Raw genomic sequence first — 23,444 nt, forward strand, 5'->3', positions numbered from 1 at the left:
CGTCACTCCGGCATCTTTCCCGTCGCCTTCACCCAGCGGTCGACCAGTGGCTGATAGTCCTTAGTCGCATATTCGGGCAGGCCTTCGGTGTTGAGCCAGGCGCGGTGGATGCTCTCGGCGCCGAAATGGTGCTTGGGCCGGAAGCGCGACGGATCGTCGAACGAGGCGACGGTAAGGTCGATATTCTCGCTGTCCGGGAAGGCGAAGCCCAACGAGGTGCCGCACTCGCGGCAATAGGGCCGCTGGGCGATCGGCGAACTCGCATACCAGTCGGGCTCATGGACCCAGTCGACGTCGGCCTTCTTCAGGTTTTTGAAGGCGATCGAGACGCTGCCGGTGGCGCGCTGGCACATCCGGCAGTGGCACAGATAGGCCTCGTCAGTCTCGATCCGCGCCGAGTAGCGGATCCGGCCGCACACGCAGCCGCCGTCCATCCGGTCGGGCATCTTGTTCCTCCTTGATGGGTTCGGCTGGCGCCGCGATCGCCTCCAGCTTCTCGCGCCAGGCGGCGGGAAGCGTCGAGGGACGACGGTCGGCGCGGCCGACATAGACATGGACGAAATGGCCCTCGGCGGCGGCCTCGGCCGTGCCCCTGGCGAACACGCCCAGCCGGTAGCGCACGCTCGAGCGCCCGAGATGCTCGACGGCAAGGCCGACCTCGACCGGCTCGGGATAGGCGAGCGGCGCGGCGTAGCGGCAGCCGGTCTCGACGACGAGGCCGATCGGATCGCCCTTGCCGATATCGAGCAGCCCGGCCTCGATCAGCCAGGCGTTCACCGCGGTGTCGAACCACGTGTAGTACACGGTGTTGTTCACGTGGCCGTAGGCGTCGTTGTCGGCCCAGCGCGTGCCGATCTCGCGCCACACGCGATAAGCGTCCCTGCCCTTCAGCGGCTCGCGGCTCAAAGCGCGGCCTCGTAGAGGCGGCGGGCGTCGGCCTCGGTGATCGGGCATGGATTGTTGATGAGCAGCCGCTCCTGCTTCATCGCCTCCGACGCGAGCAGGTCGAGATGCTCGGCGCCGACCCCAACCTGCGACAAGCGCTGCGGCACGCCGGCCTCGCTCGACAGGCGGGCGAGCGTGTCGACGAAGCCAGCGGCCCGGCCTTGCTGGCCGAGGCTCTCCAGCGACGGGTCGATGATCGGGCCGAGCTCGGCATAGAGCGGCATCGCGGCGTGCATGTTGTGGCCGAGCACATGAGTCAGCATCAGCGCATTCGAGGCGCCGTGCGGCACGTGGAAGTGGCCGCCGAGCGGATAGGCGAGCGCATGCACCCCGGCGACCGGCGCGTTGGCGAAAGCGACTCCGGCGAGATGGGCGCCGAGCAGCATCGCCGCGCGGGCGTCGAGGTCGTCGGGCGACTCGCAGACGCGGAGCAGGTTGCCGCCCAGCAGCCGCAGCGCGTCGCGCGCGAGCAGGTCCGACATCGGGTTCTTGAGGCGCGCCGAGGTATAGGCCTCGATCGCGTGGACCATCGCGTCGATGCCCGTCGCGGCGGTAACTCCGCGCGGCATCGACAGGGTGAGAGACGCGTCGAGGATCGCCCAGTCGGCGAGCAGGCTCGGGCTGTTGACGCCCCTTTTCTCGCTTCCGCCGACGGTGATGACGGTGACCGCGGTCGCCTCCGATCCGGTGCCCGCGGTGGTCGGCACCTGAACCAGCGGGAGTCGCGTCCCAATGGCCTTGCCCACGCCCCATAATGTGTCGACGTCCTCGCCGGTGGCGATCAGGTAGGAGGCGAGCTTGGCGACATCCATCGGGCTGCCGCCGCCGAAGCCGACGACGGACGCGCAGCCCTGCCCGGCCTCGACCGCCGCATTGAGCGTGGCAAGCGACGGATCCTGCTCGACGGCGTCGAAGATGACCGTCTCGATCCCGGCTTCATCGAGCGTGGCGAGCGCGGCATCCGCCAAGCCCAGCTCGCGCACCGTCGCATCGGTAACGAACAGGCAGCAGCCGGGCGGGAGCAGCGAGCCGAGCTCGGCCGAGCGGCCGGGGCCGGCGATCAGGCGCGGGCCATAAGTGAAGGCGAACGGGGCCATGCCCCCGGCCTACATCCGCGATGAGGCAAATTGAACCCGGCGCCGCGACTCAGATCGAGCGTTCGAGGCGGCTCATCAGGCTTCGCGCGGGGCTTCCGTCCTGCTCGGGCGCCGCGGTGACGAAATCGAGTCGGCGGACCCGCTCGAACAGCTCCTCGCTCTGGCGGATCAGCATGCGCGCGGTCTCGGGGAATTTCCGCGAGAGGATATGGTCGGTCTGCGGCGCGTCGCCGAGGCGGCGGTCGGGCGTGTGCGCCTCGACCGGGGTCAGCTCGCCGGCCCGAACCGCGCGCTGGGTCAGCAGCCAGGCGATGACGTGCATCAGCCGGGTCGTCACCTTGAGCGACTCGCAGGCGAAGCCGACGCGGGTCAGCGGATCGAGCTCGATTCGGCCGGCATCGTCGTTGATGTCGAAATAGGAGCGGGCCTCGTCGGCCAGCACCATCGCCTCGGTGTAAAGCGAGTCGACGAGCTTGGGCGTGAGCTCCGTGCGGCGAAGGTTCTCGGTCATGGATCTGGACGCTGCCATAGGGTCGCCAACGCGCGAAGTCCTCATTCGGCCAAATTAACCAGAGTGCGGATCAAGCTGGCACACAGTCGTGTCGGGTGGCCCCGCAATTACGCGATGATGTCGGGGACGGCCATGTCCTCGAGCAGTGCGATCTCGTCGCGCAGCCTGAGCTTGCGCTTCTTGAGCCGGGCGAGCTGGAGCTGGTCCGCGGCGACCGAGACCCGAAGCGCCTCGATCGCGGCATCGAGGTCGCGATGCTCCATCTTCAGCGTCTCCAGCCGCAACGCCGCATCCTGCTGCGTCGGTTCGTCCCGGTCGTTCATCGCGCCGCTCCCACGCCTCGCCCGACTCCCAAAATGGGCGTCAACGGATCACCGCACTTAAACACATATTTGTCGGATCGTGCGAGACAGAAGGCGCGCCGGCGCATTATCATGGCCGGGTCCCACAGAGGAAAAAGGAGATGGGAATGCAGAACGCGCACATGGACGCTTTGATGTCAAAGCATGCCAACCTCGACGCGCGCATCATGGAGGAAAACCTCCGCCCACATCCAGACGACACCACGCTCGCCCGACTCAAGAAGGAAAAGCTGAGGCTCAGGGACGAGATGACCGGCCACTAGGCCCGAGTCGAACGACATCCTGTCTTCCCGCGGAAGCGGGAATCCAGCTCGCTTCAGACGAAATCCGAAGCAGGAAGCCGGGCCCCCGCATCCGCGGGGGTGACGGGACGAATGAAGGCGAGCGGCCTCAGAGCGGCCTCACAGCTCGGCCGCCCATAATCCCAAAACAAAAGGGCCGGTTGCCCGGCCCTTCCGCTTCAATCGTCGCGCGAGACGCGTTCGTTGCGCTCGTGGCGTTCCTGCGCCTCGACCGTCATCGTCGCGATCGGCCGGGCCTCGAGTCGCGCCAGCGAGATCGGCTCGCCGGTCACCTCGCAGAAACCATACTCACCGGTCTCGATGCGGCGCAGAGCGCTGTCGATCTTGGCGATGAGCTTGCGCTGGCGGTCGCGGGTGCGGAGATGGATACCCCAATCCGTCTCGCTCGATGCCCGGTCGTTGAGGTCGGCCTCCTGGATCGGGCCGTCCTTGAGCTGGGTCATCGTCTCCGCGGCCTCGCGCAGAATGTCCTCCTTCCAGCCGAGCAGCTTGGTCCTGAAATAGGCCAGCTGGTCCGGGTTCATGAACTCTTCGTTGGCCGTCGGCCGATAGGCCGTACTGTACCGCGCAAACGCGTCACTATGAGCAGTCGCCATACCCCTCCACTCCTCGTCGACCGGTCAACGGACCGGCGCTACGAACCTGAGGCAGCAGGGGCTGACGTTTATTTGGCTTTTCGCCCTCCCACCCCAGCGCGCCTATACGCGCGCCGGGGGTGCGCGGCAAGTCACTCTAATGTCGATTAAAATCTATTCATCGCATTATTGTGGAGAAATTCTTGCCGATACAGGCGCGACTCGGGCGACGATCCCGAATGGTGAACGCGCTCTAATCCATGTTCGAATCGTTCGCGCCGTTCACCAGCCAAACGCAAGCGTCCGGTAACGGGACGGATTCGCCCCCAGAGGCCCTGCGGAAGCCCGAAAAGGGTTAATCCGCTTGCACTTAAGCGCCTATTTGCATCTCCACTCATACGACCACGGACGGGCGACCCCAGCCCGGACGGCGGACGAGAAGAGAGGCAGATATGTCTGTTCGGATGGCCCTTGCGAAACTTTGCGCATGCACCTGCGGCGGCGCGATCATTGGCGGCGGCGCCGTTCACGTGCAGCAGAACCCGCCCGAGCGCCCGGCTGTCGTCCAGCGCACCAAGGCGCCGGCGGTCCAGCAGCGCCGTACCGTGCAGCGCCGAGTCGTCCGCCGCACGGTGCGCCGCGCCGCCTGCGTCGCGGCGCCCGCGCCGGCGGTGACCACTCGGACCATCGCCCAGACTCCGCCGATCCCGATTCCGGTCCCGCCGCCGCCGATGCCGCCGATGGTGCCGTCGTCGTCGGGCTTCGCGCAGGTGCCGGTGGTGGTCGCAGCGGACAGCAATGCGGGGGCGTTCGCCAACGGCTTCTTCTCGGCGAGCCTGTTCTCCAGCGCCTTCGCGAACGCGCGCAGCGGCAACAACAACAACGTCATCGTGTCGTCGACCAGCACCGGCGGCTCGACCTCGACCTCGACCGGCGGCAGTTCGACCGGCGGCAGCTCGACCTCAACCTCGACCGGCGGCAGCTCGACCTCGACCTCATCGGGGAGCGTGTCGTCAACCTCCTCGTCGAGCGGCAGCGTGTCGACCAGCTCCTCGACGAGTTCGTCGAGCTTCGGCGGCAGCTCAACCTCGACGTCGAGCAGTTCCAGCTCCAGTTCGAGCAGCAGTTCCAGCAGCAGCTCATCGACGTCGAGCGGCGGCTCGACCTCGACCTCGACCGGCGGCGTGCCGGTCCCGGCGCCGCCGATGGTCCTGCTGTTCGGCGCGGCCGCCGCGGCTCTGGTCGCCCGCCGCCGGCTGGCCAGGCGCGGCCCGGATACAGCCGAAGCCTAAGCCGGTCTCATTGGCTGATTGAATAGACAGGTCCCAGCATGCGCCGGGACCGGTTTCACGATTCCTGGATGACCCGCTCGATGTCGGGGACCGGCATGTTGGTGAGGTCCTTGGGGATCTCGCCGGCGATCCGCTGCTCGACTTCCTTGTGATAATGTTTGCGCATCTCGCCCAGGGTCTTGGGCGGGGCGACGACGATGAGATGCTCGATCTCGTGGTTGAGTGCCTTCTTCTTCAAGAGGTCCGCCGCCTCGTGCGCGAATCGGTCCTCCTCCAGCTGCTTGAAGTCGGTCTCGGAATAAGCGCTGCGGTTAGCCGCGCCCATCATCGGTCCGCCTTCGCTGGGCGGGCGGCCAGCGGCGGCGAAAGCGCGGCCGGGCCGGTCGGTGCCATGCTCGCGGGCCTCGCGATCATCGTGATGCTCCTCGCGCTCGACCTGCAGGTTGGGATATTGTCCGTCGCCCTCGTTGCGAAAGAAGAGCAGCTTGCGGCCGTCGGCCACGAGCACATGGGCGTTATGGGGGATTTGCATCTGATCTCCTCCTGACTTTGCGGACGAACGCCGGGAGGGCGCGCATGGTTGCCCTCGAAGGGACGACCCGCCATAGCCTGACGCCGATGCGCATCCTGCTCACCAACGACGACGGCGTGAACGCGCCGGGCCTCAAGGTTCTGGAGCGGATCGCCGCTCTCTTCTCCGACGACATCTGGGTGGTCGCGCCGACCGAGGAGCAATCGGGTGCCGGCCATTCGCTGACGCTGACCGTGCCGGTGCGGCTGAGGAAGCTGGGCGAGCGCCGCTTCTGCGTGACCGGCACGCCGACAGACTCGGTGATGATGGCGATCGCCCACATCATGAAGGACAATCCGCCCGACCTGATCCTGTCCGGCGTCAACCGCGGCGCGAACCTGGGCGAGGACGTCACCTATTCGGGCACGGTGTCGGCGGCGATGGAGGGCGCGCTGGCCGGCATTCCGTCGATCGCCCTGAGCCAGGTCTATTCGCGCGAAGGCATGGGCGATTCCGTGCCGTTCGGCGCGGCCGAGGCCTGGGCCGAGCGCGTGCTGCGTCCGATCATCGGCCGGCCGATGGACCACCGCACCCTGATCAACGTCAACTTCCCGGCCCTGCCGCCCGAGCAGGTGCGCGGCGTGCGCGTCGTTCGCCAGGGCTTCCGCGATTATGGACGGCTGCGCATCGTCGAACGCCAGGACCCGCGCGGCTACCGCTATTACTGGTTCGGCCTCGCGCCGATGGAGCAGACTCCGGGCCACCAGAGCGACCTCGAGGCGGTCGCCGACGGCTATGTCGCGGTGTCGCCGCTCCACCTCGACCTCACCCACGAGCCCTCGCTGGCCGCGCTGGGGAGCCTGTACAGCTGATGCTTGGCCGCCGCGGACAGGACCTGCGGCACATGACGCTGCGGCGGCAGTCTTCGCTTGGCCCCTGGGCCCAGTTCGGCATCCGGGTCGCGGCGATGCTGTTCCTGCTCGCCTTCATCATCGGCTTCCACTGGATCGAGCGCGAGAGCCTCAGAGACAATCTCGACGGCCATGTCAGCTTCAGCGACATCATCTATTTCACGATGATCAGCGCGACCACGACCGGCTATGGCGACATCGTGCCGGTCACCGACCAGGCGCGGCTGTTCGATGCGCTGATCGTGACGCCGATCCGGGTGTTCTTCATCCTGATCCTGGCCGGCACCGCCTATACCTTCGTCATCAAACGCGTTTGGAGCAAATGGCTCATGCAGCGGATTCAGAACGCCCTTCGGGACCACGTCGTCGTGGTCGGCTATGGTGTGAGCGGCACCGAGGCGGTGAAGGAGCTCATCGCGCGCGGGACCGATCTGCGGGGGATCGTCGTGATCGATTGTGACGAAGCGGCGCTCCAGGACGCGGAGGAATTGGGCTGCGCCGTTCTGAAGGCCGACGCGACTCGCGACAAGGTTCTGCAGGCGGTTCGGATCGAGCAGGCGAAGGCGCTGATCGTATCCGCGGGCAGCGACGACACGTCGATCCTGGTCACCCTGACCGCCCGCCACATCGCGCCCAAGCTCAAGATCACGGTGAAGGTACGCAATACCGACAACGAGCTGCTCGCCCGGCAGGCCGGCGCCACCACCGTGGTCAATCCGGTGAGCTTCGCCGGCCTTCTCCTCGCCGGCTCGGCGGAGGGCCCGGTGGTCCACGATTATATCGCCGACCTCGCCAGCATGTCGGGACGGGTTCAGCTCGTCGAGCGCGAGGTGCGTGACTCGGAGCTCGGCAAATCGCTCGGCGACCTCGAACCGGGGCTGGGCGTGCGCATCGTGCGCGACGGGCTTCCGGTCGGCTTCTGGGAAGAAGGCGCGAGGATGCTGTGCCCCGGCGACATCATCGTAGAGATCGTGCCGACCTGCTTCCGCGAGGCCGACAAGCATCCGGACGTCATTCCCGCGGGCCGCCCTACCTGAACGCCGGCTCGTTGAAGGCGCGGAGCTTGCGGCTGTGAAGCCGGCGGCTGTTCTGGCGCATCAGGTCGCAGGCGAGGATGGCGATTCGGACATGCTCCTCGATCGCCCGCTCGTAGAAGCGGTTGGCCTGGCCGGGCAGCTTGATCTCGCCGTGGAGCGGCTTGTCGGAGATGCACAGCAGGGTGCCGTAAGGCACCCGAAAGCGGTAGCCCTGGGCGGCGATGGTCGCGCTCTCCATGTCGATCGCGACGGCGCGGCTCTGGTTGAACAGCAGCGCCGACGATGAATAGCGCAGCTCCCAGTTGCGGTCGCCGGTGGTGACGACGGTGCCGGTGCGCAGCCTTTCCTTGAGCGCCTCCTCGTCCTCGCCCGAGATCGTCAGCGCGGCCTGCTGCAGCGCCTGCTGGACCTCGGCGATGGGTGGGATCGGCACTGCGGCCGGAAGCACCGCGTCGAGGATATGGTCGTCGCGCAGATAGGCGTGGGCGAGGACATAGTCGCCGATCTTCTGCGAACTCCTCAAGCCCCCGCAATGGCCGATCATCATCCACGCCTCGGGACGAAGCACGCCGAGATGGTCGGTGATCGTCTTCGCGTTGGACGGACCGACGCCGATATTGACCAGCGTGATACCGGTGCCGCCCTCGCCGATCAGGTGATAGGCAGGCATCTGGAAGCGCTTGAAGGTGCTGTCGGCGACCGCGCCCTCGGCGTCGCCATAGTCGCCGGTGATCATCATGCCGCCGGCGCCGGCGAGGCCGGTGAAGCGGCTCTCGGGATCCTGCACCTGCCCGACGCCCCAGCGGATGAAATGGTCGACGTAGCGCTGGTAGTTGGTGAACAGGATGTAGCGCTGGAAATGCTCAGGCGCCGTGCCGGTATAGTGGCGCAGGCGCGCGAGGCTGAAGTCGGTGCGCAGCGCGTCGAACAAGGCGAGCGGGTGGTGCTCGCCCGCCTTGGGGATCCACACGCCGTCCGCAACCTCGTCGCCGATATGGGCGAGTTCTGGCGCCGGGAAGGAGCGGACGAGGTCGGATGCCATGACATCGGCAACGTCGACGCCGTCGCCGAGCACGTAGGCGAACGGAATCTCCTGGGCGCTCTGTCCGATCTCGATGCGGATGTCGTAATTGCTCAGCAGGAAGTCGAGCTGCTCGGCAAGATAGTCGCGGAACAGCGCCGGCTGGGTGACGCTGACCGCATAGCTGCCGGCTTCACCCAGGCGCCCCCAGGCTCGGCCGGTCTTCGACTTGGCCGGATCGCCGGCATAATGGATGCGCAGCTCCGGGTAGGTGAACGCGCCGGACGCGCGCCATTCCGGATCGGGCCTCGTCCCGTGCTGGATGAAATTGCGCAGAGCCTCGCGCAAATTCTCCGTGGAGCGGGCGTAACGGTCGGCGAGGTCGTCCAGGAAGGGCGCGGAAGGCGACTGATTCAAGCGGTTTCCTTTCTTGTTTCCACCGCGATTAGCAGATCAGCCGCGCGCGTCCATCGGGCGGGCTAGCGGAACAGACGCAGCCAGAGCCGGTCGCCTCCCGATGCATCGTTCGGTGGCCGCCATACGTCGCCGCGCGGCGGCACGCCGAATACGCGTTCGTAGCGGTCCAGCGTCGCGGCATATTGCTCGATGAAATGCTGCTGTTGCGCGGCGCCTCCCTCGGTCGGATCGTGGTGAAGCGGCCTGCCGAGGATGCGGCCGCACAATTCGTCCCAATAATGGCGGGTGTAGGTGAGATGGAGGTGCCATGCCGCGTCGACGTCGTCCGACGGTGTGACCGGCCGGTCCCCGGTCGCGGCGAGATAGAGGAAGCGGCGATATTCCTCGATCACCGCATAGGTGTGGCGCTTGCCCCAGCCCTGCTTGCGGCCGAGGCGGCGCGCGAAGGTGGCTGCGGCGCCTTCCCGCTCGATCCGCATCGCGGCGAGCGCCTGCCACAGCGGCGTGTCCCGGTAGCTTGTTTGTCCAGCCATGGCCATGTCCCCCGACGCCACTCTATCGCCTAAGAGGCTGAAACCAAGCTGGATTCCCGATTTCGCGGGAATGGCGATGATCGATTCGCGGCTCTGGTAATTTCCGCCCGCCGCGCCTATGTCGCGCGCCTTCATGGCACGCGTGCTCCCTTCTCCGCCGAAAGTCGGCATGGTTTCGCTTGGCTGTCCCAAGAACCTCGTCGATTCCGAGCGCATCCTCACCAAGCTCCGCTCGGACGGCTATGCCATGTCCGCGGACTATGCCGGCGCCGACGTGGTGCTGGTCAACACCTGCGGCTTCCTCGATTCCGCCAAGGAAGAGAGCCTCGAGGCGATTGGCGAGGCCATCGCCGAGAACGGCCGGGTCATCGTCACCGGCTGCATGGGCAAGGAAGCGGAGATGATCCGCGCCAAGTTCCCCAACGTGCTCGCGGTGACCGGCGCCCACCAATATGAGGAAGTGGTCGGAGCGGTCCACGAGGCGGCGCCGGTGCCGCCGGACGCCTTCCTCAACCTCGTTCCGGATGCCGGGCTGAAGCTGACGCCGCGCCATTACAGCTATTTGAAGATTTCCGAGGGCTGCAACCACCGCTGCGCCTTCTGCATCATCCCGAGCCTTCGCGGCGACCTCGTCAGCCGCCGCCCCGACGCCATCCTTCGCGAGGCGGAGAAGCTGGTCGCGGCGGGCACGAACGAGCTCCTGGTCATCAGCCAGGACACCTCGGCCTATGGCGTCGACCTCAAGCACAAGAGCTGGCCGTGGAAGGGCGGCGAGGCCCGCGCCCACATGACCGACCTCGTCCGCGAGCTCGGCAAGATCGCGCCTTGGGTGCGGCTCCACTACGTCTACCCCTATCCCCACGTCGATCAGGTCATCCCGCTGATGGCCGACGGGCTTGTGCTCCCCTATCTCGACATCCCGTTCCAGCATGCCAGCCGCAACGTCCTCAAGGCGATGCGGCGGCCGGCCAACGAGGCGAAGGTGCTCGAGCGGATCCGCTCGTGGCGGGCCATTTGCCCCGACATCGCCATCCGCTCGACCTTCATCACTGGCTTCCCCGGCGAGACCGAGGAGGATTTCCAGTATCTGCTGGACTGGCTCGACGAAGCGCAGCTCGACCGCGTCGGCGCCTTCCCGTTCGAGCCCGTCGAGGGCGCGGCGGCCAACGTGCTTCCGGGCGCGGTGCCCGAGGACGTGAAGCAGGAGCGCTACGCCCGCTTCATGGCGAAGAGCGCGGCCATCTCGGCCGCCAAGCTCGCCGCCAAGGTCGGCCGCGAGATCGACGTGATCATCGACGCCGTCGGTGACGAGGGCGGCGCAACCGGCCGCTCCAAGGCCGACGCCCCCGAGATCGACGGCGAGGTCCACCTGCGTGACGCCGGCGCGCTCAAGCAGGGCGATATCGTGAAGGTCCTCGTCGAGGACGCCGACGAGCACGACCTGTTCGGAGTGCCGCTGAGCCGCTAATCGGTACGGATGACCGATCTCGCTTCGCTTCTCCAGCCCGACCGCGGGCAGGCCGCAATCGCCCTCCACCTCACCGACAAGAAGAGCTTCGACGACTGGCTCAAGGGCCAGCCGGAGCGGGTTCGCCAGGCGACCAAGGCGCAGGGGTTCAAAGGCGACGGCTTCCAGATCGCCATCCTGCCCGGCGAGCGCGACGACTGGTCGGCTTTGCTCGGAGTCGCCAACCGCGAGTCCCTCAGCGAATGGTGCCTCGCCAAGGCCGCCGAGAGCCTACCCGAGGGGACCTACAGGCTCGCGGAAGGGTCGCCGGGGCCGGCGGTGCTCGGCTGGCTGCTCGCTCAATATCGTTTCGACCGCTTCAAGAAAGAGAAGCAGACCAAGGGGCCGCGAGTCCTGCTCAGCGGCGAGCCGGCGCGGATCGAGGAGACGGTTCGGATCGCCGAGGCGACCCATCTGGTGCGCGATCTCGTCAACCTGCCGGCCGGCGATCTCGGCCCGGCGGAACTGGAGGCGGCGGCCGAGCCCGTCGCCGCGGCGGGAGGGGTCAAGCTCAAGGTCACCAGCGGCAAGGAACTGGCCGAGCACTATCCGATGATCCACGCGGTCGGCGCCGCCGCGACCGATGAGCGCGCGCCGCGGCTGATCGAGCTGGAGTGGGGCGACCAGCGCCATCCCCGAATCGCCATCGTCGGCAAGGGCGTGTGCTTTGACACCGGCGGGCTCGACATCAAGCCATCGTCCGGAATGCGGTTGATGAAGAAGGACATGGGCGGCGCGGCCCATGCGCTTGCGCTTGCGCAGTTGATCATCGCCGCCAATTTGCCGGTCCGACTTCATCTGCTCATTCCGGCGGTCGAGAATGCGGTGTCGGCGGCGGCGACCCGTCCCGGCGACATCCTGCGCAGCCGCCAGGGGCTCAGCGTCGAGATCGGCAACACCGACGCCGAGGGGCGACTGATCCTGGCGGACGCGCTCACCCGCGCCTGCGAGGACAAGCCCGAGCTGGTCATCGACTTCGCCACCCTCACCGGCGCGGCGCGGGTCGCGCTCGGCCCTGACCTCCCTGCCCTGTTCGCCAATGACGACAAGCTGGCCGCCGACCTTCTCGCCGGCGGCGAGGCGGTCACCGACCCGCTGTGGCGGATGCCTTTGTGGAAGGCCTATGAGGAATTGTTCTCTTCGGACGTCGCCGACCTCTCCAACGCCGGCGACACGCCGTTCGCAGGATCGGTCACCGCGGCCCTGTTCCTGCAGAAGTTCGTCGGCGACAAAATCGCCTGGGCTCACTTCGACACCTTCGCCTGGCGGCCGTCGGCCAAACCGGGTCGGCCGAAGGGCGGCGAGGCGCTCGGGCTGCGCGCCGCATGGGAGGCGCTGAGGAAGCGATACGGAGGCGTAACGAACTGAATTACTTTGAGTTGGAAACGAAACGGACGCTCTTTGGTTTTCTAGGTCAAAGGTGACGCGACGCCGTTTCGGAGTCAGTTCAAGTGCCCAATCAAGCCCTCACCAACTGGATGAGCACGCTCATCAACTACGTGCGCTCAGGCCAGCCAGATCTGACCAACCGGCAGATGGCGCTGATGTTGCTGGTCTATGAGACCCCCGGGCCCCATACGGTCCGCGGGCTCGCCAATATCCTCGGAGTGTCCAAGCCGGTCATCACGCGCGCCTTGAACACGCTGGGGTCGCTCGGCTATCTGCGCCGCGTTCGCGACGAGACCGATCGGCGCAACGTATTCGTCGCGAAAACCAGCACTGGACAGGAATTCCTTGAGCGCTTCCAACGCAACCTCGAGCAGGACCACAGCAGCGCCGCCCGAAGCCGAGCTGCCAAGGAACGCGGGCTCATCCTCCAGCACTGACGCTGGAACGAAGGTCGAAAAGCTCCATTTCGGCCTCGAGGGACGCTCGCTCCGGCTCGACCCGCGCGTTCATGGCTACCGCCGCGACATCGCCGACATCGCTCTCGCTGGGAAGGTGATCTCCTCCCATTATGCCCGAGCGCTGCCCCGCGCCTGCGGATCGCGCCCGACGATGGTGTGGCCGCAGCCGTCGGCCGAGGGCGAGGCCGTTTCGGAGCTGCTGCCCGGCGAAGGCTTCCACGTCCTCGAATATTCCGAGCATTGGGCGTGGGGCTATTGCGCCGCCGACTATCGCGTCGGCTATGTCGAGACGATCGAGCTGGTCGAGCCCCATGAGGCGACTCATGTCGTGTGCGAGGCCAAGGTCCCGGTCTTTGCCGACAGCAACATCGAGGCGACTCGCCTCGCCTGCATGCCGATGGGCGCGCGCCTGACCGGCCATGAGGAAGGCGCCTGCCTGATGAGCGAGATGGGCTGCGTGCCCTTGAGCCATCTGCGCCGGGTCGACGAGGCCGAATGCGACCCCGCCGCCGTCGCGATGAAGCTCCTGCATGCGCCCTATCTCGCCGGCGGGCGCAGTCATGCCGGAGTCGACGCGTCGGGCCTGATCCAGCTCGCGCTCACCCCGTGCGGCGTCCGAGCGCCGCGCGACCTCGACATGCAGCGCGACATCGGCGTCGCGGTTACCGGCCCGCTGACGCGCGGCGACATCGTCATCGCCGGCGACGAGGGCGGCGTGATGATCGACGACCTCATGCTGATCCACGCCTGCCGCTCGACCGGCAAGGTGACGGTGGAGCCGGTCGCGGTGGTCGAGGCCCGGCACGCGGGCGACAGCGTCAGAAGGCGGGTCGAGGGCTAAGCTCCCCTCCCGCTTGCGGGAGGCGCTGTGGGTGGGGCTGTTCTACCAGCCCCGTAGTGGTCCCGACATCCCCACCCCTCAATCCCCCGCAAGCGGGAGGGAAAGTACTCTACATCTCCCCGCGGGCGCGCCTGATGGCGTACCAGCGCTGGACGTTGGCGTTATGCTGCTGGAGGGTCTCGGCGAAGATGTGGCCGCCGGTGCCGTCGGCGACGAAATAGAGATAGCGGTGCGGCTCGGGGTTGAGCACGGCGGCGATCGACTCGCGACCGGGATTGGCGATCGGGCCGATCGGCAGGCCGGCCCGGGCATAGGTGTTGTAGCCGTTGTCGGCCTGGAGCTCCGAGCGCAGGATTCGGCGGCCCAATGGGCGGCCGCGGGTGACCGGGTAGATCACCGTCGGGTCGGCATCGAGCTTCATCCCCTGGCGCAGGCGGTTTGAATAGACCCCCGCGACGGCGCGGCGCTCGCTCGGCTTGCCGGTCTCCTTCTCGACGATCGAGGCGAGGATGATCGCCTCGCGCGGACTGGTGACGACGCTGTTGGCGCCGCGCTGCTGCCAGAGCCGCGCCAAGGTCCGACGCATCGCCTCCTGCATCCGCGCGACCACCGCGGCGCGGCTCTCGCCGCGCTGATAGGAATAGGTGTCGGGGAGGATCGAGCCTTCCTCCGGCACCGGCACGTCGCCAGTCAGGACGTCGGCGGCCATGAGCCGGTCGTGGACCATCACCGAGGGCATGCCTTCGGGCACGACGATGAAGCGCTGAAGCGTCCGCCCGCTCTGAAGCAGGTTCATGATCGCCGCTTCGCTGGCACCCGCCGGAATCTCATATTCGCCCGCCTGAATCGGCGCGCCGCCGCCGAGCAGGCGCGCGCGCAGGCGGAACATGCGCGCCGAGCCGATCACGCCGGCCTGCTCCAGCGTCTCCGCCGCGCCGGCCACGCTGGAGCCCTGGGCGATCATCACCGGAGTCGCGGCGCGCGCGGGGCCGCCGGCGCTCCACCCGCCGATGAGCAGGCCGCCGGCGATCAGGACGCCGATGACGGCCGCGAGGATGGCGAAGGCGAGGACGCGCCGGCCCTTGCGGCGCGGCCGCGGCGAAGCGCTACCGCCCCGTTCGACTCGGTCGCGAAGAGACGTGCCCGACGGCGCGGCCGGAGCCGGCGGCGGCGCGGGCGGCTCGGGCGGGGCCGGCGGCGGATCCTCGTTCATCGGCTTGGCGCCGGGCTCAGACCGCCTTCATCACCAGGCTGGCATTGGTGCCGCCGAAGCCGAAGCTGTTGTTCAGCACCGCCTTCACCTTGCGCTCCTTGGCGACGTGAGGGACGAGGTCGACTCCCGCCGTGCCCTCGCTCGGATTGTCGAGATTGAGCGTCGGCGGGACGACCTGGTCCCGAAGCGCGAGGATGCAGAAGATCGATTCGACCGCTCCGGCGCCGCCGAGCAGGTGGCCGATCGCCGACTTGGTGGAGCTCATCGACAGGTCGCCGATATGGTTGCCGAACAGTCGGCGGACCGCGCCCAGCTCGAGCTCGTCGCCGAGCGGGGTCGAGGTGCCGTGGGCGTTGATATAGTCGATGTCACCGAGATCGAGGCCGGAGCGCTTCATCGCGACCTGCATGGCGCGGAAGCCGCCGGCGCCCTCGGGGTGCGGCGCGGTGACGTGATACGCGTCGCCCGACATGCCGTAGCCGACGACTTCGGCGTAGATGTTGGCGCCGCGCGCCTTGGCCCGCTCATATTCCTCGAGGACGATGACTCCGGCGCCGTCGCCCATGACGAAGCCGTCGCGGTCCTTGTCATAGGGACGCGAAGCGCGCTCGGGCTCGTCGTTGAATTGGGTCGACAGCGCGCGTGCCTGCGCGAAGCCGGCGATTCCGATCGGGCAGATCGCCATCTCGGCGCCGCCCGCGAGCATCACGTCGGCATCGTCCATCGCGATCATGCGCGCGGCGTCGCCGATCGAGTGGGCGCCGGTCGAGCAGGCGGTGACGACGGCGTGGTTGGGCCCCATCAAGCCATATTTGATCGAGACCTGGCCGGAGATGAGGTTGATCAGTCGGCCGTGGACGAAGTGGGGCGAGACCCGGCGCGGGCCCTTCTCGTGGAGGACCAGCGATTCCTTTTCGATTCCGGGAAGGCCGCCGATGCCCGATCCGATCGACACGCCGGCGCGGTAGCGCTCTTCCTCGCTCATGTCGGTGAGGCCGGCATCTTCCAGCGCCTGGCCGGCGGCGTCGATTCCGTAGACGATGAACGGATCGACCTGGCGCTGGATCTTGTGATCGACGCGCTTGTTGGGGTCGAAGCCATATTCATGGTCGGCCGGCTTCACCTCGCAGGCGATCTTGCAGGCATAATCCTCGGGATCGAACTTGGTGATCCGATCGGCGCCGCTCTTGCTCGCCAGGATGTTGCGCCAGCTCGTCTCCACGTCGCCGCCCAGCGGCGTCACGAGACCAAGACCGGTTACGACCACACGGCGCATGCCGAACTCCCTTTTGTCTAATCAGCTATGCTGGCTGCTGGGCCAGCGGGCGATCTACGAACACGCCCCAAATAGGCAAACGGCTCCCCGGCACAAGGACGGAGAGCCGTTCTTAAAATCGTGCAGAGCGGGCCGGAGGCGGCCCGCCGAGGCGTTCAGCCCTTGTTCTGCTCGATATAGTCGATCGCGTCCTTGACCGTCGTGATCTTCTCGGCCGCGTCGTCGGGGATCTCGACCCCAAATTCCTCTTCGAACGCCATGACCAGCTCGACGATGTCGAGGCTGTCGGCGCCCAGATCGTCGATGAAGCTCGCTTCTTCGGTCACCTTGTCGGCGTCGACGCCCAGGTGCTCCACCACGATCTTCTTCACGCGGTCGGGGGTGTCACTCATAACCAGCCTTCCTCCAGCTTGTGCTTTGTTGCCCCCGCCCTAGCCGCTGTGCCGGGCGGTGCGCAAGTGGGGCGAGAATGTGGCGGCTCAACCTCATTCGAGGCCGGCGCCGATCCGTTCGATCTTGTTGAGGGCGCCGAGCATGACGCCGATGATGGTTCCTTGCGCCTGCAGCCGCGCAAGCGGAATGCCCTGCGCCTGCACATGCTCGATCAGCGCCGTCCCGATCTCGTCGCTGGGTTCGCTTCGCCGGACATCCGCCGATTGCGCCGCGAACCAGTTGTGAATGAGGTCGGGCGGGATCTCGTTCTGGCGCAGGACCGCCTCCGCCTCTTCGCCGAGAACGAGCGCCATCGCGATCCGCCCGGCCGCGGCCGCATAGTCCGCAGCCCAGGCGCGGTCGCGGGCGCAGGCGTCGGTGGCCTGCCGGAAGGCGTCGCGGACTCGACCGCCGGTGCCGGACATCGCCTCGGCGATCGTCGCCGCCCGGGTCGCCGCCGGGATCCGGTCGACGATGCAGGCGAGATCGGGATCGAGCGGTTCCGCCTGGGCGGCCGCGAAAAGCGCAACGGCTGCGACGAGCATCGGCCTCTCCCCTCCGGCAGCCGCGACTCGGCTGCCAGGGAGAGCTTAGGCCTTTCTCAGATCATCGCCATGCCGCCGTTGACGTGCAGGGTCTGGCCGGTGACGTAGCCCGCCTCGCGGCTGGCGAGGTAAACGGCCGCCGCGGCGATGTCGCTGCCGGCGCCGAGCTTGCCGACCGGGATGCGGCCGAGCAGCGCCTCCTTCTGCGCGTCCGGCAGAGCATCGGTCATCGCCGAGGCGATGAAGCCGGGGGCGATCGCGTTGACGGTGATGTTGCGGCTGGCGACTTCCTGGGCGAGCGCCTTGGACATGCCGATGAGGCCGGCCTTGGACGCGGCATAATTGGCCTGCCCCGGGTTGCCGGTCACTCCGACGACCGAGGTGATCGAGATGATTCGGCCGAACTTGGCGCGCATCATCGGCTTCATGGCCGCGCGGCACAGGCGGAACGCCGCCTCGAGGTTGACCCGGATGACCTGGTCCCACTCCTCGTCCTTCATGCGCATGGCGAGGTTGTCGCGAGTCACGCCGGCATTGTTGACGAGGATGTCGAGCTGGCCGAGCTGCTCGACCGCCGCCGGCACCAGCGCGTCGACCGCGGCCGCGTCGGACAGGTTGCACGGCAGGATCGCATGATCGGCGCCGAGCTCCGCCGCGACCGCCTTCAGCGCGTCCTCGCGCGTGCCCGAAAGCGCCACCCGCGCCCCCTGCCCCGCCAGCGCCTTGGCGATCGCCGAACCAATGCCCCCGGACGCACCGGTGACGAGAGCGGTCATACCAGAAAGATCGAACATGTTTTTCTCTCCTGAATTCAGATCTCGCCGACCAGGGCGTCGATGTCGTCCATCGTGATGACGCTGGTAACCGTGACGTCGGGGGCGATGCGCTTGACCATGGGGCCGAGGACCTTGCCGCCCAGCTCGACGAAATGGGTGACTCCGGCCGCGGCCATCGCCGCGACGCTTTCCCGCCAGCGGACCATTCCGGTGACCTGCTCGACGAGCAGGCGGCGGATCTCGGCCGGGTCGCTGACCGGCGCCGCGGTGACGTTGGCGTAGACCGGCACCGCCGGCGCGGCGATGGCGACGTCGCCAAGTGCCTGCGCCATGCGGTCGGCGGCGGGCTGCATTAGCGGGCAGTGGAACGGTGCCGAGACCGGCAGCAGCACGGCGCGCTTGGCACCCTTCTCCTTGGCGATTCCGAGCGCGCGCTCGACCGCGCCGCGGTGGCCGGAGATGACGACCTGGCTTGGATCGTTGTCGTTGGCGACGGTGCACACCTCGCCTTCCGCGGCTGCATCGGCGATCGCCTGGGCGAGCGCGAGGTCGGCGCCGAGCAGGGCCGCCATCGCCCCCTCGCCCACCGGCACCGCTTCCTGCATCGCCTGGCCGCGCAGTTTGAGCAGCCGCGCGGTGGTGGCGAGATCGAACGCCCCCGCGCCGCACAAAGCGCTATATTCGCCGAGGCTGTGGCCGGCGACGAAATCCGCCTTGGCGGCAAGGTCGATGCCGGAGGCGCGCAGGGTCGCGATGGCGTTGGCCATGATCGCCGGCTGGGCATTGGTAGTGAGCGTCAGCTCCTCCTGCGGCCCCTCGGCCATCAGCGCGCTGAGCTTCTGCCCGAGCGCCTCGTCCACCTCCTCGAACACCGCGCGGGCCGCGGGACTCGCTTCGGCGAGCGCCTTGCCCATGCCGACGGCCTGGCTACCCTGCCCGGGGAAAATGAATGCGCGCATGTCTCGAGCCTCCTGTTTCGCGCGGCTGGTAGGCAGGCCGGCCGCGAGGCGCAAGCGCATGGGGATTACGACGGGTTTGCGCCCATTCGCTTCCCGGCGCTTCTGAGCATCTCTGAAGGTTGACGAGCGCCGCCGGTTGCTTTGAGATCGGGAACAGGGGAGTCCTCGATGTCCAGCAGCCTCGCCGACCAGGAGCACAGACAGCGCGTCGCGGTGCTGGCGGGCATCGCGCTCGCCTCGATCCTGCTGTGGCAGACCGCTCTCGGCAGCCTGCTGCTCTATCCGTTCACGATCCTGGCGACATGGTTTCACGAAATGGGCCATGGCATCGCCGCGATGCTCACCGGCCGGGGGTTCGAACGCCTGCTGATTTTCGCCGACGGTTCCGGAGTTGCCGAGTCGCTTCGCCCCGCCGACGGCTACGGGCTGACCGATGCGCTGGTCGCGGCAAGCGGACCCCTCGGGCCGGCGGTCGCCGGAGCGCTGCTGATCGTCTCCTCGCGCTCGCCAACCGCGACGCGCAACGCCCTGGCGGTTCTCGGTGTCGCCCTGATCCTGTCGACACTCATCTGGGTGCGGTCGCTCACCGGCTGGCTGGTCCTCCCGGCGCTGGGACTGGCGATCGTCCTGCTCGCGCTGCGCGGATCTCGATCCTGGCAGGCCTTCTTCATCCAGCTCCTCGGCGTGCAGGCGTGCATCAGCGTGTGGAGACAGTTCGACTATCTGTTCAACCCGGGGGGAAGCGTCGGCGGCCAGCTTCAACGATCGGACACGGGCGCCATCGCGGATGCCCTGCTTCTGCCCTACTGGTTTTGGGGCGCGGCCATCAGCGCGGCGATCCTGGCCTTGCTGTGGTGGAGCTTCAGGCTCGCTTTTCGGCGCTGACGGCGGGTGCGAGGACCGTCTACCGGGCCATTCCCGTCCAACCATCGTCTCTGGAGACTTGATTCTTCGCGCCATTCCGGCCATGTGCCGCGCATCCGGGGCGAGGCTCATGCCTTTGCGCCCCGGTTTTGCTTTGAGACGACAGCCGGAGGGGCGTCCGCATTGGGCGGCGTCAGCGATCGGCCAAGACAAGGAAGACGCGAACATGCCGCTCTACGAGCATGTATTTCTCGCGCGTCAGGACCTGGCCCAGGGCCAGGTCGACGCGCTGGCGGAATCCGCCACCAAGATCATCGAGGACAATGGCGGCAAGGTCGTGAAGACCGAGACCTGGGGTCTCCGCAACATTGCCTATCGGATCGCCAAGAACCGCAAGGCGCACTACGTTCTGCTCGACTTCGAGGCCCCGGCCCCGGTCGTCGCCGAGCTCGAGCGCCAGACCCAGATCAACGAAGACGTCATCCGCTACATGACCCTGAAGGTCGACGAGCATGAAGCTGGTCCCTCGGTCATGATGCGCCGCGGCGAGCGTGACCGCGAGCGCGGCCGCGACCGTGACGGCGAGCGTGGCGACCGCGGCGATCGTGGTGACCGCGGCGATCGCGGCCCGCGCCGCGCCCGCGAAGAAGAAGTGGAGGCTTAATCCATGGCACGCCCGTTTTTCCGTCGCCGCAAGTCCTGCCCCTTCTCGGGCAAGGATGCGCCCCGCATCGATTACAAGGACGTCCGTCTGCTCCAGGGCTTCGTGTCCGAGCGTGGCAAGATCGTCCCCAGCCGCATCACCGCGGTGTCGGCCAAGAAGCAGCGCGAGCTCGCCCAGGCGATCAAGCGCGCGCGCCATCTCGGCCTTCTCCCCTACGTCGTGAAATAAGGAGCTTAGAGCATGGACGTCATCCTGCTTGAGCGCATCGAGAAGCTCGGCGCCATCGGCGACGTGGTGAAGGTGAAGAACGGCTACGCCCGCAACTTCCTCCTTCCGCGCGGCAAGGCGCTTCGCGCCAACGAGTCCAACAAGAAGGTCTTCGAGGCCAACCGCGAGCGGATCGAGGCGCAGAACGCCGAGCGCCGTTCGGCTGCCGAGAAGGAATCCAAGACGATCGACGGCACCACCGTGCAGCTGATCCGTCAGGCTTCCAACACCGGCCAGCTCTACGGTTCGGTGTCGGCCCGCGACCTCGCGGAGCTGCTCGAGGCCGAGGGTCACAAGGTCGCCAAGAACCAGATCGTGCTCGACCGCCCGATCAAGGCGATCGGCATGCAGGACGTGAAGATCGCCCTGCACCCGGAGGTCAGCGTCACCATCCACGTCAACGTCGCCCGCTCGCCGGAAGAGGCCGAGCTCCAGGCGCAGGGCGTCGACGTGATGGCGCAGATGTTCGAGAAGGACGTCGCCGGCTTCACCGAGGAGCGGGTCGAGGGCCTCGAGCCCGGCGAGATCGCTCCGGAGGCCACCGAGGCCGAGGGCGAGGAAGCCCCGGCGGAGACCAGCGAAGCCTGAGACAAGAGGGCGGGTCCGAAAGGATCCGCCCTTTTTCTTTCAGGTCCCGCAGCTCCAGTCGGCGTCGACCTCGGTCGAGGTGCCGCGCTGCCGGTCGTTGAGACGGGCGCGGGCCGGGCCGGTGGCGACCCCGTCGGGCTCGGCGCGGTCGTAGGGCCGGCCGACGCTGATGCTGATCGCGTCATTCTGGAAGAAGCCGCCGGTGGCGCCGACCGGCCCCTCGACGCGAAGCTCGACGGTCCGGCCATGGCGGTGCGCCAGGGCGCGATATTGCTCCGTCGCGAGCACCGGCTCACCGCCGATCCGAAGCATGCAGATGGGGCGGAGATTCGCCGCGGCGAGGTCCGCGGGCTCGACCGTCTCGAGGCCGATCGTAGCGGGCGTCGGCTCCGCCGCTACGCTCTTGTTGGCGCCGAGGCCGAGCGCGTTGATCTCCTCCTCGGTGAGGCCCCTGTCCTGCTGGGAGGGGCCACACGCCGCGAGGATCAACAGGGCGCCGAATGCGCCCGAACGCCACGCTCGCAAGGCTAGAATCCCATCAGGGCGAGCACTTCGCGGCGGCTGCGCTCATCCTTGCGGAAGACTCCCATCATTCGGCTCGTCGTCATCATCACTCCCGGAGTCCTCACCCCGCGCGCGGTCATGCAAGCGTGGGAAGCCTCGATCACCACCGCAACGCCCTGCGGCTGAAGATGCTCCCAGATCGAATCGGCGACTTCGGCGGTGAGACGCTCCTGCACCTGCAGGCGGCGCGCATAGCCGTGGAGGACGCGGGCGAGCTTGGAGATGCCGACGACGCGGTCGTTGGGCAGGTAGGCGATGTGCGCCTTGCCGATGATCGGCGCCATGTGATGCTCGCAATGCGACTGGAATGGGATCTCCTTCAGCAGCACGATCTCGTCATAGCCGCCGACCTCCTCGAAGGTGCGCGCGAGGTGAGCGCCGGGATCCTCGGCATAGCCCTTGGCATATTCGCGCCAGGCGCGGGCGACCCGGCCGGGCGTGTCGAGCAGGCCCTCGCGGTCGGGATCGTCGCCCGCCCAACGGATCAGCGTGCGCACCGCCTCCAGCACGTCGGCCGGAATCGCGATGTCGCGCGGTTCGCCGACAAGGTCGCCGTCTTCGCTTTCCTGTCCGTGCACCTCATCGCCCTTTCGCGCCAGACATCATCCGGGACGCGACGGGTACACAGGCAAGGCGCGACGGGAAAGGGGTGAGGCTAGACGCGCCTCGGCGCGCCGACCCAGCCGCGGCCGTTGGACAGCGACGGATGTTGCTGCTTGTGGCCGAAGCCCGGGCGACGGAACTGGTCCGGGTCGGGCGCACTCGCCGGTGGCAGTCCGTTGAGCCGGAGCATCAGCTCGGTCTCCTCGATCGGTTCATCGAACTCGATGCCGGCGACATTGCCGCTCGTCCACACCACCCGCGCAAATCCTTCGAACGCGCCTCTTTTCAGGATCACGTCCGCGCCCGGCCGCGGCAGCTCGGCGCCTTCGATCCGGGCGCCGGTCGCCGACACGTCGCGAAGTCGAACGGCGATTTCGCGCGATGAGGTGTGCAGGGTCGCCACCATCAGCACGCGGTTGCGGATCGATCGGCGGCGGCTCTCGCCGCCTTCGCCGATCAGCTTCAATATCGAATGGCTGGCCACCGTGCCCCCATCTCTTCGTCCCCGGGAAGCGTATCGCACAGATCTGGTAAACCCTGCTTTAACGATGACCCGCCCGGCCGCGCGGGGAGCGGCCGGGCGGGCGTGAGCCGGCGCCGTTGGGGTGGAGGGCGAGGGCGCCGGAGCTCAACTCACTCCGCGGGCTGCTGCTCCGCCGCCTCGCGGCGCACCTCGCCGCGGCTCATCGTCGAGACGAGCGCATCGCCGGAGACGGTGAAGTTGCTCGCCGGCAAGGCGGCGATGCGGTCGCCGACGCGGACCAGAACGGTCTCGATGAGGCCGTTGGCGGCCGCCTGGAAATCGCTCACGCGGCCGATGACTCGGCCGCTGGCGTCGCGAACGATCATGCCGGGCGCGAGGCTGACCGAGCCGGCCGCATCCGCGGCGCCCGCGATCGCCGAGTCGAAGCCGCCGCCGGACGCGCCGCCGCCCCCCGAGCCCGAGCCTCCGCCCGAGCCCGAGCCCGAGCCGCTGCCCGAACC

At 67.7% G+C, this 23,444-nt stretch carries 30 protein-coding genes and 1 pseudogene; 12 read left to right on the plus strand and 19 right to left on the minus strand.

Annotation, left to right across the window (positions count from 1 at the left end; translation table 11 throughout):
• Window positions 1-2: 2 nt before the first annotated feature.
• The 5 genes from G7B71_RS08875 to G7B71_RS08895 all read right to left on the minus strand — a co-directional run bounded on the left by G7B71_RS08875 (window position 3) and on the right by G7B71_RS08895 (window position 2,876).
• Window positions 3-446, minus strand: coding sequence for a GFA family protein (locus G7B71_RS08875; protein WP_166040007.1), 444 nt, complete (start codon window positions 444-446; stop codon window positions 3-5).
• On the minus strand, window positions 379-906 hold the full coding sequence (locus G7B71_RS08880; protein WP_243406177.1) for a thioesterase family protein: 528 nt from the start codon (window positions 904-906) through the stop codon (window positions 379-381). The genes G7B71_RS08875 and G7B71_RS08880 overlap by 68 nt, the downstream gene beginning before the upstream one ends.
• Entirely contained in the window at window positions 903-2,042 is a 1,140-nt protein-coding gene (locus G7B71_RS08885; RefSeq protein ID WP_166040011.1) for an iron-containing alcohol dehydrogenase, read from the minus strand. Before G7B71_RS08885 ends, G7B71_RS08880 begins: the two co-directional genes overlap by 4 nt.
• Before the next feature lie 49 nt (window positions 2,043-2,091).
• Entirely contained in the window at window positions 2,092-2,553 is a 462-nt protein-coding gene (locus G7B71_RS08890) for a DUF1465 family protein (protein WP_207774754.1), read from the minus strand.
• A gap of 107 nt (window positions 2,554-2,660) precedes the next feature.
• A complete protein-coding gene (locus G7B71_RS08895) occupies window positions 2,661-2,876 on the minus strand; it encodes a DUF465 domain-containing protein (protein ID WP_166040015.1) in 216 nt (71 codons plus the stop codon).
• 146 nt (window positions 2,877-3,022) lie between these two features.
• Here G7B71_RS08895 and G7B71_RS08900 point away from each other — a divergent pair, with 146 nt between their 5' ends.
• Entirely contained in the window at window positions 3,023-3,178 is a 156-nt protein-coding gene (locus tag G7B71_RS08900; RefSeq protein ID WP_166040017.1) for a YdcH family protein, read from the plus strand.
• A gap of 197 nt (window positions 3,179-3,375) precedes the next feature.
• Here G7B71_RS08900 and dksA read toward each other — a convergent pair whose 3' ends face one another.
• Complete coding sequence (dksA, locus tag G7B71_RS08905) at window positions 3,376-3,813, minus strand: RNA polymerase-binding protein DksA (RefSeq protein WP_166040019.1); 438 nt, start codon at window positions 3,811-3,813, stop codon at window positions 3,376-3,378.
• Window positions 3,814-4,256: 443 nt separating this feature from the next.
• Here dksA and G7B71_RS08910 point away from each other — a divergent pair, with 443 nt between their 5' ends.
• Window positions 4,257-5,084, plus strand: a complete 828-nt coding sequence (locus G7B71_RS08910) for a PEP-CTERM sorting domain-containing protein (RefSeq protein ID WP_243406178.1) — start codon at window positions 4,257-4,259, stop codon at window positions 5,082-5,084.
• Between the two features lie 55 nt (window positions 5,085-5,139).
• Here G7B71_RS08910 and G7B71_RS08915 read toward each other — a convergent pair whose 3' ends face one another.
• Window positions 5,140-5,616, minus strand: a complete 477-nt coding sequence (locus tag G7B71_RS08915; protein WP_166040023.1) for a host attachment family protein — start codon at window positions 5,614-5,616, stop codon at window positions 5,140-5,142.
• 86 nt (window positions 5,617-5,702) lie between these two features.
• On the opposite strand from G7B71_RS08915, the gene surE reads away from it, so the two are divergent.
• Together surE and G7B71_RS08925 are read left to right on the plus strand one after the other, a co-directional pair.
• Window positions 5,703-6,467 carry a 5'/3'-nucleotidase SurE gene (surE, locus tag G7B71_RS08920; protein ID WP_166040072.1) on the plus strand — a complete coding sequence of 255 codons (765 nt, stop codon included), beginning with the start codon at window positions 5,703-5,705 and terminating at the stop codon, window positions 6,465-6,467.
• On the plus strand, window positions 6,467-7,543 hold the full coding sequence (locus G7B71_RS08925; RefSeq protein WP_166040025.1) for a potassium channel family protein: 1,077 nt from the start codon (window positions 6,467-6,469) through the stop codon (window positions 7,541-7,543). The genes surE and G7B71_RS08925 overlap by 1 nt, the downstream gene beginning before the upstream one ends.
• Here the strand turns inward: G7B71_RS08925 and G7B71_RS08930 are convergent.
• Together G7B71_RS08930 and G7B71_RS08935 are read right to left on the minus strand one after the other, a co-directional pair.
• Entirely contained in the window at window positions 7,536-8,981 is a 1,446-nt protein-coding gene (locus tag G7B71_RS08930; protein ID WP_166040028.1) for an AMP nucleosidase, read from the minus strand. The two genes, G7B71_RS08925 and G7B71_RS08930, sit on opposite strands and share 8 nt — an antisense overlap.
• Before the next feature lie 62 nt (window positions 8,982-9,043).
• Window positions 9,044-9,514, minus strand: a complete 471-nt coding sequence (locus G7B71_RS08935; RefSeq protein WP_166040030.1) for a hypothetical protein — start codon at window positions 9,512-9,514, stop codon at window positions 9,044-9,046.
• 133 nt (window positions 9,515-9,647) lie between these two features.
• On the opposite strand from G7B71_RS08935, the gene rimO reads away from it, so the two are divergent.
• The 4 genes from rimO (at window position 9,648) to G7B71_RS08955 (ending at window position 13,709) form a co-directional block, all read left to right on the plus strand.
• Window positions 9,648-10,982, plus strand: coding sequence for a 30S ribosomal protein S12 methylthiotransferase RimO (gene rimO, locus G7B71_RS08940; protein WP_166040032.1), 1,335 nt, complete (start codon window positions 9,648-9,650; stop codon window positions 10,980-10,982).
• Between the two features lie 9 nt (window positions 10,983-10,991).
• The gene (locus tag G7B71_RS08945; RefSeq protein ID WP_166040035.1) at window positions 10,992-12,389 is read left to right on the plus strand and encodes a leucyl aminopeptidase family protein; all 1,398 of its coding nucleotides are present in this window, start codon (window positions 10,992-10,994) and stop codon (window positions 12,387-12,389) included.
• Window positions 12,390-12,499: 110 nt separating this feature from the next.
• Window positions 12,500-12,847, plus strand: coding sequence for a MarR family transcriptional regulator (locus G7B71_RS08950; protein WP_166040075.1), 348 nt, complete (start codon window positions 12,500-12,502; stop codon window positions 12,845-12,847).
• Window positions 12,848-12,962: 115 nt separating this feature from the next.
• The gene (locus G7B71_RS08955; RefSeq protein ID WP_166040037.1) at window positions 12,963-13,709 is read left to right on the plus strand and encodes an NlpC/P60 family protein; all 747 of its coding nucleotides are present in this window, start codon (window positions 12,963-12,965) and stop codon (window positions 13,707-13,709) included.
• Between the two features lie 109 nt (window positions 13,710-13,818).
• Here the strand turns inward: G7B71_RS08955 and mltG are convergent, their stop codons facing one another.
• The 6 genes from mltG to fabD all read right to left on the minus strand — a co-directional run bounded on the left by mltG (window position 13,819) and on the right by fabD (window position 18,910).
• A complete protein-coding gene (mltG, locus tag G7B71_RS08960) occupies window positions 13,819-14,922 on the minus strand; it encodes an endolytic transglycosylase MltG (protein ID WP_166040039.1) in 1,104 nt (367 codons plus the stop codon).
• 16 nt (window positions 14,923-14,938) lie between these two features.
• On the minus strand, window positions 14,939-16,198 hold the full coding sequence (fabF, locus tag G7B71_RS08965) for a beta-ketoacyl-ACP synthase II (protein ID WP_166040041.1): 1,260 nt from the start codon (window positions 16,196-16,198) through the stop codon (window positions 14,939-14,941).
• A gap of 155 nt (window positions 16,199-16,353) precedes the next feature.
• A complete protein-coding gene (locus tag G7B71_RS08970) occupies window positions 16,354-16,590 on the minus strand; it encodes an acyl carrier protein (RefSeq protein WP_166040043.1) in 237 nt (78 codons plus the stop codon).
• Between the two features lie 93 nt (window positions 16,591-16,683).
• Complete coding sequence (locus tag G7B71_RS08975; protein WP_166040045.1) at window positions 16,684-17,175, minus strand: hypothetical protein; 492 nt, start codon at window positions 17,173-17,175, stop codon at window positions 16,684-16,686.
• A gap of 56 nt (window positions 17,176-17,231) precedes the next feature.
• Window positions 17,232-17,969, minus strand: coding sequence for a 3-oxoacyl-[acyl-carrier-protein] reductase (gene fabG, locus G7B71_RS08980; RefSeq protein ID WP_166040047.1), 738 nt, complete (start codon window positions 17,967-17,969; stop codon window positions 17,232-17,234).
• Window positions 17,970-17,986: 17 nt separating this feature from the next.
• Window positions 17,987-18,910: an ACP S-malonyltransferase gene (gene fabD / locus G7B71_RS08985; protein WP_166040049.1), complete on the minus strand. Its 924-nt coding sequence runs from the start codon at window positions 18,908-18,910 to the stop codon at window positions 17,987-17,989.
• Between the two features lie 168 nt (window positions 18,911-19,078).
• On the opposite strand from fabD, the gene G7B71_RS08990 reads away from it, so the two are divergent.
• The 4 genes from G7B71_RS08990 (at window position 19,079) to rplI (ending at window position 21,293) form a co-directional block, all read left to right on the plus strand.
• The gene (locus tag G7B71_RS08990; protein ID WP_166040051.1) at window positions 19,079-19,795 is read left to right on the plus strand and encodes a M50 family metallopeptidase; all 717 of its coding nucleotides are present in this window, start codon (window positions 19,079-19,081) and stop codon (window positions 19,793-19,795) included.
• 205 nt (window positions 19,796-20,000) lie between these two features.
• Complete coding sequence (rpsF, locus tag G7B71_RS08995; protein WP_166040053.1) at window positions 20,001-20,438, plus strand: 30S ribosomal protein S6; 438 nt, start codon at window positions 20,001-20,003, stop codon at window positions 20,436-20,438.
• A 3-nt stretch (window positions 20,439-20,441) separates the two neighbouring features.
• Window positions 20,442-20,666 (plus strand): 30S ribosomal protein S18, encoded by a 225-nt coding sequence (gene rpsR / locus G7B71_RS09000; RefSeq protein ID WP_085218763.1) that lies wholly within the window; start codon window positions 20,442-20,444, stop codon window positions 20,664-20,666.
• Window positions 20,667-20,678: 12 nt separating this feature from the next.
• A complete protein-coding gene (rplI, locus tag G7B71_RS09005) occupies window positions 20,679-21,293 on the plus strand; it encodes a 50S ribosomal protein L9 (protein WP_166040055.1) in 615 nt (204 codons plus the stop codon).
• A 39-nt stretch (window positions 21,294-21,332) separates the two neighbouring features.
• Here rplI and G7B71_RS09010 read toward each other — a convergent pair whose 3' ends face one another.
• The 4 genes and pseudogenes from G7B71_RS09010 to G7B71_RS09025 all read right to left on the minus strand — a co-directional run.
• Complete coding sequence (locus G7B71_RS09010) at window positions 21,333-21,818, minus strand: hypothetical protein (RefSeq protein WP_166040057.1); 486 nt, start codon at window positions 21,816-21,818, stop codon at window positions 21,333-21,335.
• A gap of 2 nt (window positions 21,819-21,820) precedes the next feature.
• Window positions 21,821-22,435, minus strand: coding sequence for a GTP cyclohydrolase I FolE (gene folE / locus G7B71_RS09015; RefSeq protein WP_166040058.1), 615 nt, complete (start codon window positions 22,433-22,435; stop codon window positions 21,821-21,823).
• 77 nt (window positions 22,436-22,512) lie between these two features.
• Window positions 22,513-22,944, minus strand: a complete 432-nt coding sequence (locus tag G7B71_RS09020; protein WP_166040060.1) for a PilZ domain-containing protein — start codon at window positions 22,942-22,944, stop codon at window positions 22,513-22,515.
• Between the two features lie 149 nt (window positions 22,945-23,093).
• Window positions 23,094-23,444: pseudogene (locus G7B71_RS09025) on the minus strand (hypothetical protein); the annotation flags it as partial.

The organism is Sphingosinicella sp. YJ22, assembly GCF_011320075.1.
GTDB lineage: Bacteria > Pseudomonadota > Alphaproteobacteria > Sphingomonadales > Sphingomonadaceae > Allosphingosinicella.

What these genes read in the sequence shown, in the direction of transcription:
- G7B71_RS08875 (WP_166040007.1), bottom strand. Translation starts at nt 446, where the DNA reads ATGCCCGACCGGATGGACGGCGGCTGCGTGTGCGGCCGGATCCGCTAC.
- G7B71_RS08885 (WP_166040011.1), bottom strand. Translation starts at nt 2,042, where the DNA reads ATGGCCCCGTTCGCCTTCACTTATGGCCCGCGCCTGATCGCCGGCCCC.
- G7B71_RS08890 (WP_207774754.1), bottom strand. Translation starts at nt 2,553, where the DNA reads ATGACCGAGAACCTTCGCCGCACGGAGCTCACGCCCAAGCTCGTCGAC.
- G7B71_RS08895 (WP_166040015.1), bottom strand. Translation starts at nt 2,876, where the DNA reads ATGAACGACCGGGACGAACCGACGCAGCAGGATGCGGCGTTGCGGCTG.
- G7B71_RS08900 (WP_166040017.1), top strand. Translation starts at nt 3,023, where the DNA reads ATGCAGAACGCGCACATGGACGCTTTGATGTCAAAGCATGCCAACCTC.
- dksA (WP_166040019.1), bottom strand. Translation starts at nt 3,813, where the DNA reads ATGGCGACTGCTCATAGTGACGCGTTTGCGCGGTACAGTACGGCCTAT.
- G7B71_RS08910 (WP_243406178.1), top strand. Translation starts at nt 4,257, where the DNA reads ATGGCCCTTGCGAAACTTTGCGCATGCACCTGCGGCGGCGCGATCATT.
- G7B71_RS08915 (WP_166040023.1), bottom strand. Translation starts at nt 5,616, where the DNA reads ATGCAAATCCCCCATAACGCCCATGTGCTCGTGGCCGACGGCCGCAAG.
- surE (WP_166040072.1), top strand. Translation starts at nt 5,703, where the DNA reads ATGCGCATCCTGCTCACCAACGACGACGGCGTGAACGCGCCGGGCCTC.
- G7B71_RS08925 (WP_166040025.1), top strand. Translation starts at nt 6,467, where the DNA reads ATGCTTGGCCGCCGCGGACAGGACCTGCGGCACATGACGCTGCGGCGG.
- G7B71_RS08935 (WP_166040030.1), bottom strand. Translation starts at nt 9,514, where the DNA reads ATGGCTGGACAAACAAGCTACCGGGACACGCCGCTGTGGCAGGCGCTC.
- rimO (WP_166040032.1), top strand. Translation starts at nt 9,648, where the DNA reads ATGGCACGCGTGCTCCCTTCTCCGCCGAAAGTCGGCATGGTTTCGCTT.
- G7B71_RS08945 (WP_166040035.1), top strand. Translation starts at nt 10,992, where the DNA reads ATGACCGATCTCGCTTCGCTTCTCCAGCCCGACCGCGGGCAGGCCGCA.
- G7B71_RS08950 (WP_166040075.1), top strand. Translation starts at nt 12,500, where the DNA reads ATGAGCACGCTCATCAACTACGTGCGCTCAGGCCAGCCAGATCTGACC.
- mltG (WP_166040039.1), bottom strand. Translation starts at nt 14,922, where the DNA reads ATGAACGAGGATCCGCCGCCGGCCCCGCCCGAGCCGCCCGCGCCGCCG.
- fabF (WP_166040041.1), bottom strand. Translation starts at nt 16,198, where the DNA reads ATGCGCCGTGTGGTCGTAACCGGTCTTGGTCTCGTGACGCCGCTGGGC.
- G7B71_RS08970 (WP_166040043.1), bottom strand. Translation starts at nt 16,590, where the DNA reads ATGAGTGACACCCCCGACCGCGTGAAGAAGATCGTGGTGGAGCACCTG.
- G7B71_RS08975 (WP_166040045.1), bottom strand. Translation starts at nt 17,175, where the DNA reads ATGCTCGTCGCAGCCGTTGCGCTTTTCGCGGCCGCCCAGGCGGAACCG.
- fabG (WP_166040047.1), bottom strand. Translation starts at nt 17,969, where the DNA reads ATGTTCGATCTTTCTGGTATGACCGCTCTCGTCACCGGTGCGTCCGGG.
- fabD (WP_166040049.1), bottom strand. Translation starts at nt 18,910, where the DNA reads ATGCGCGCATTCATTTTCCCCGGGCAGGGTAGCCAGGCCGTCGGCATG.
- G7B71_RS08990 (WP_166040051.1), top strand. Translation starts at nt 19,079, where the DNA reads ATGTCCAGCAGCCTCGCCGACCAGGAGCACAGACAGCGCGTCGCGGTG.
- rpsF (WP_166040053.1), top strand. Translation starts at nt 20,001, where the DNA reads ATGCCGCTCTACGAGCATGTATTTCTCGCGCGTCAGGACCTGGCCCAG.
- rpsR (WP_085218763.1), top strand. Translation starts at nt 20,442, where the DNA reads ATGGCACGCCCGTTTTTCCGTCGCCGCAAGTCCTGCCCCTTCTCGGGC.
- rplI (WP_166040055.1), top strand. Translation starts at nt 20,679, where the DNA reads ATGGACGTCATCCTGCTTGAGCGCATCGAGAAGCTCGGCGCCATCGGC.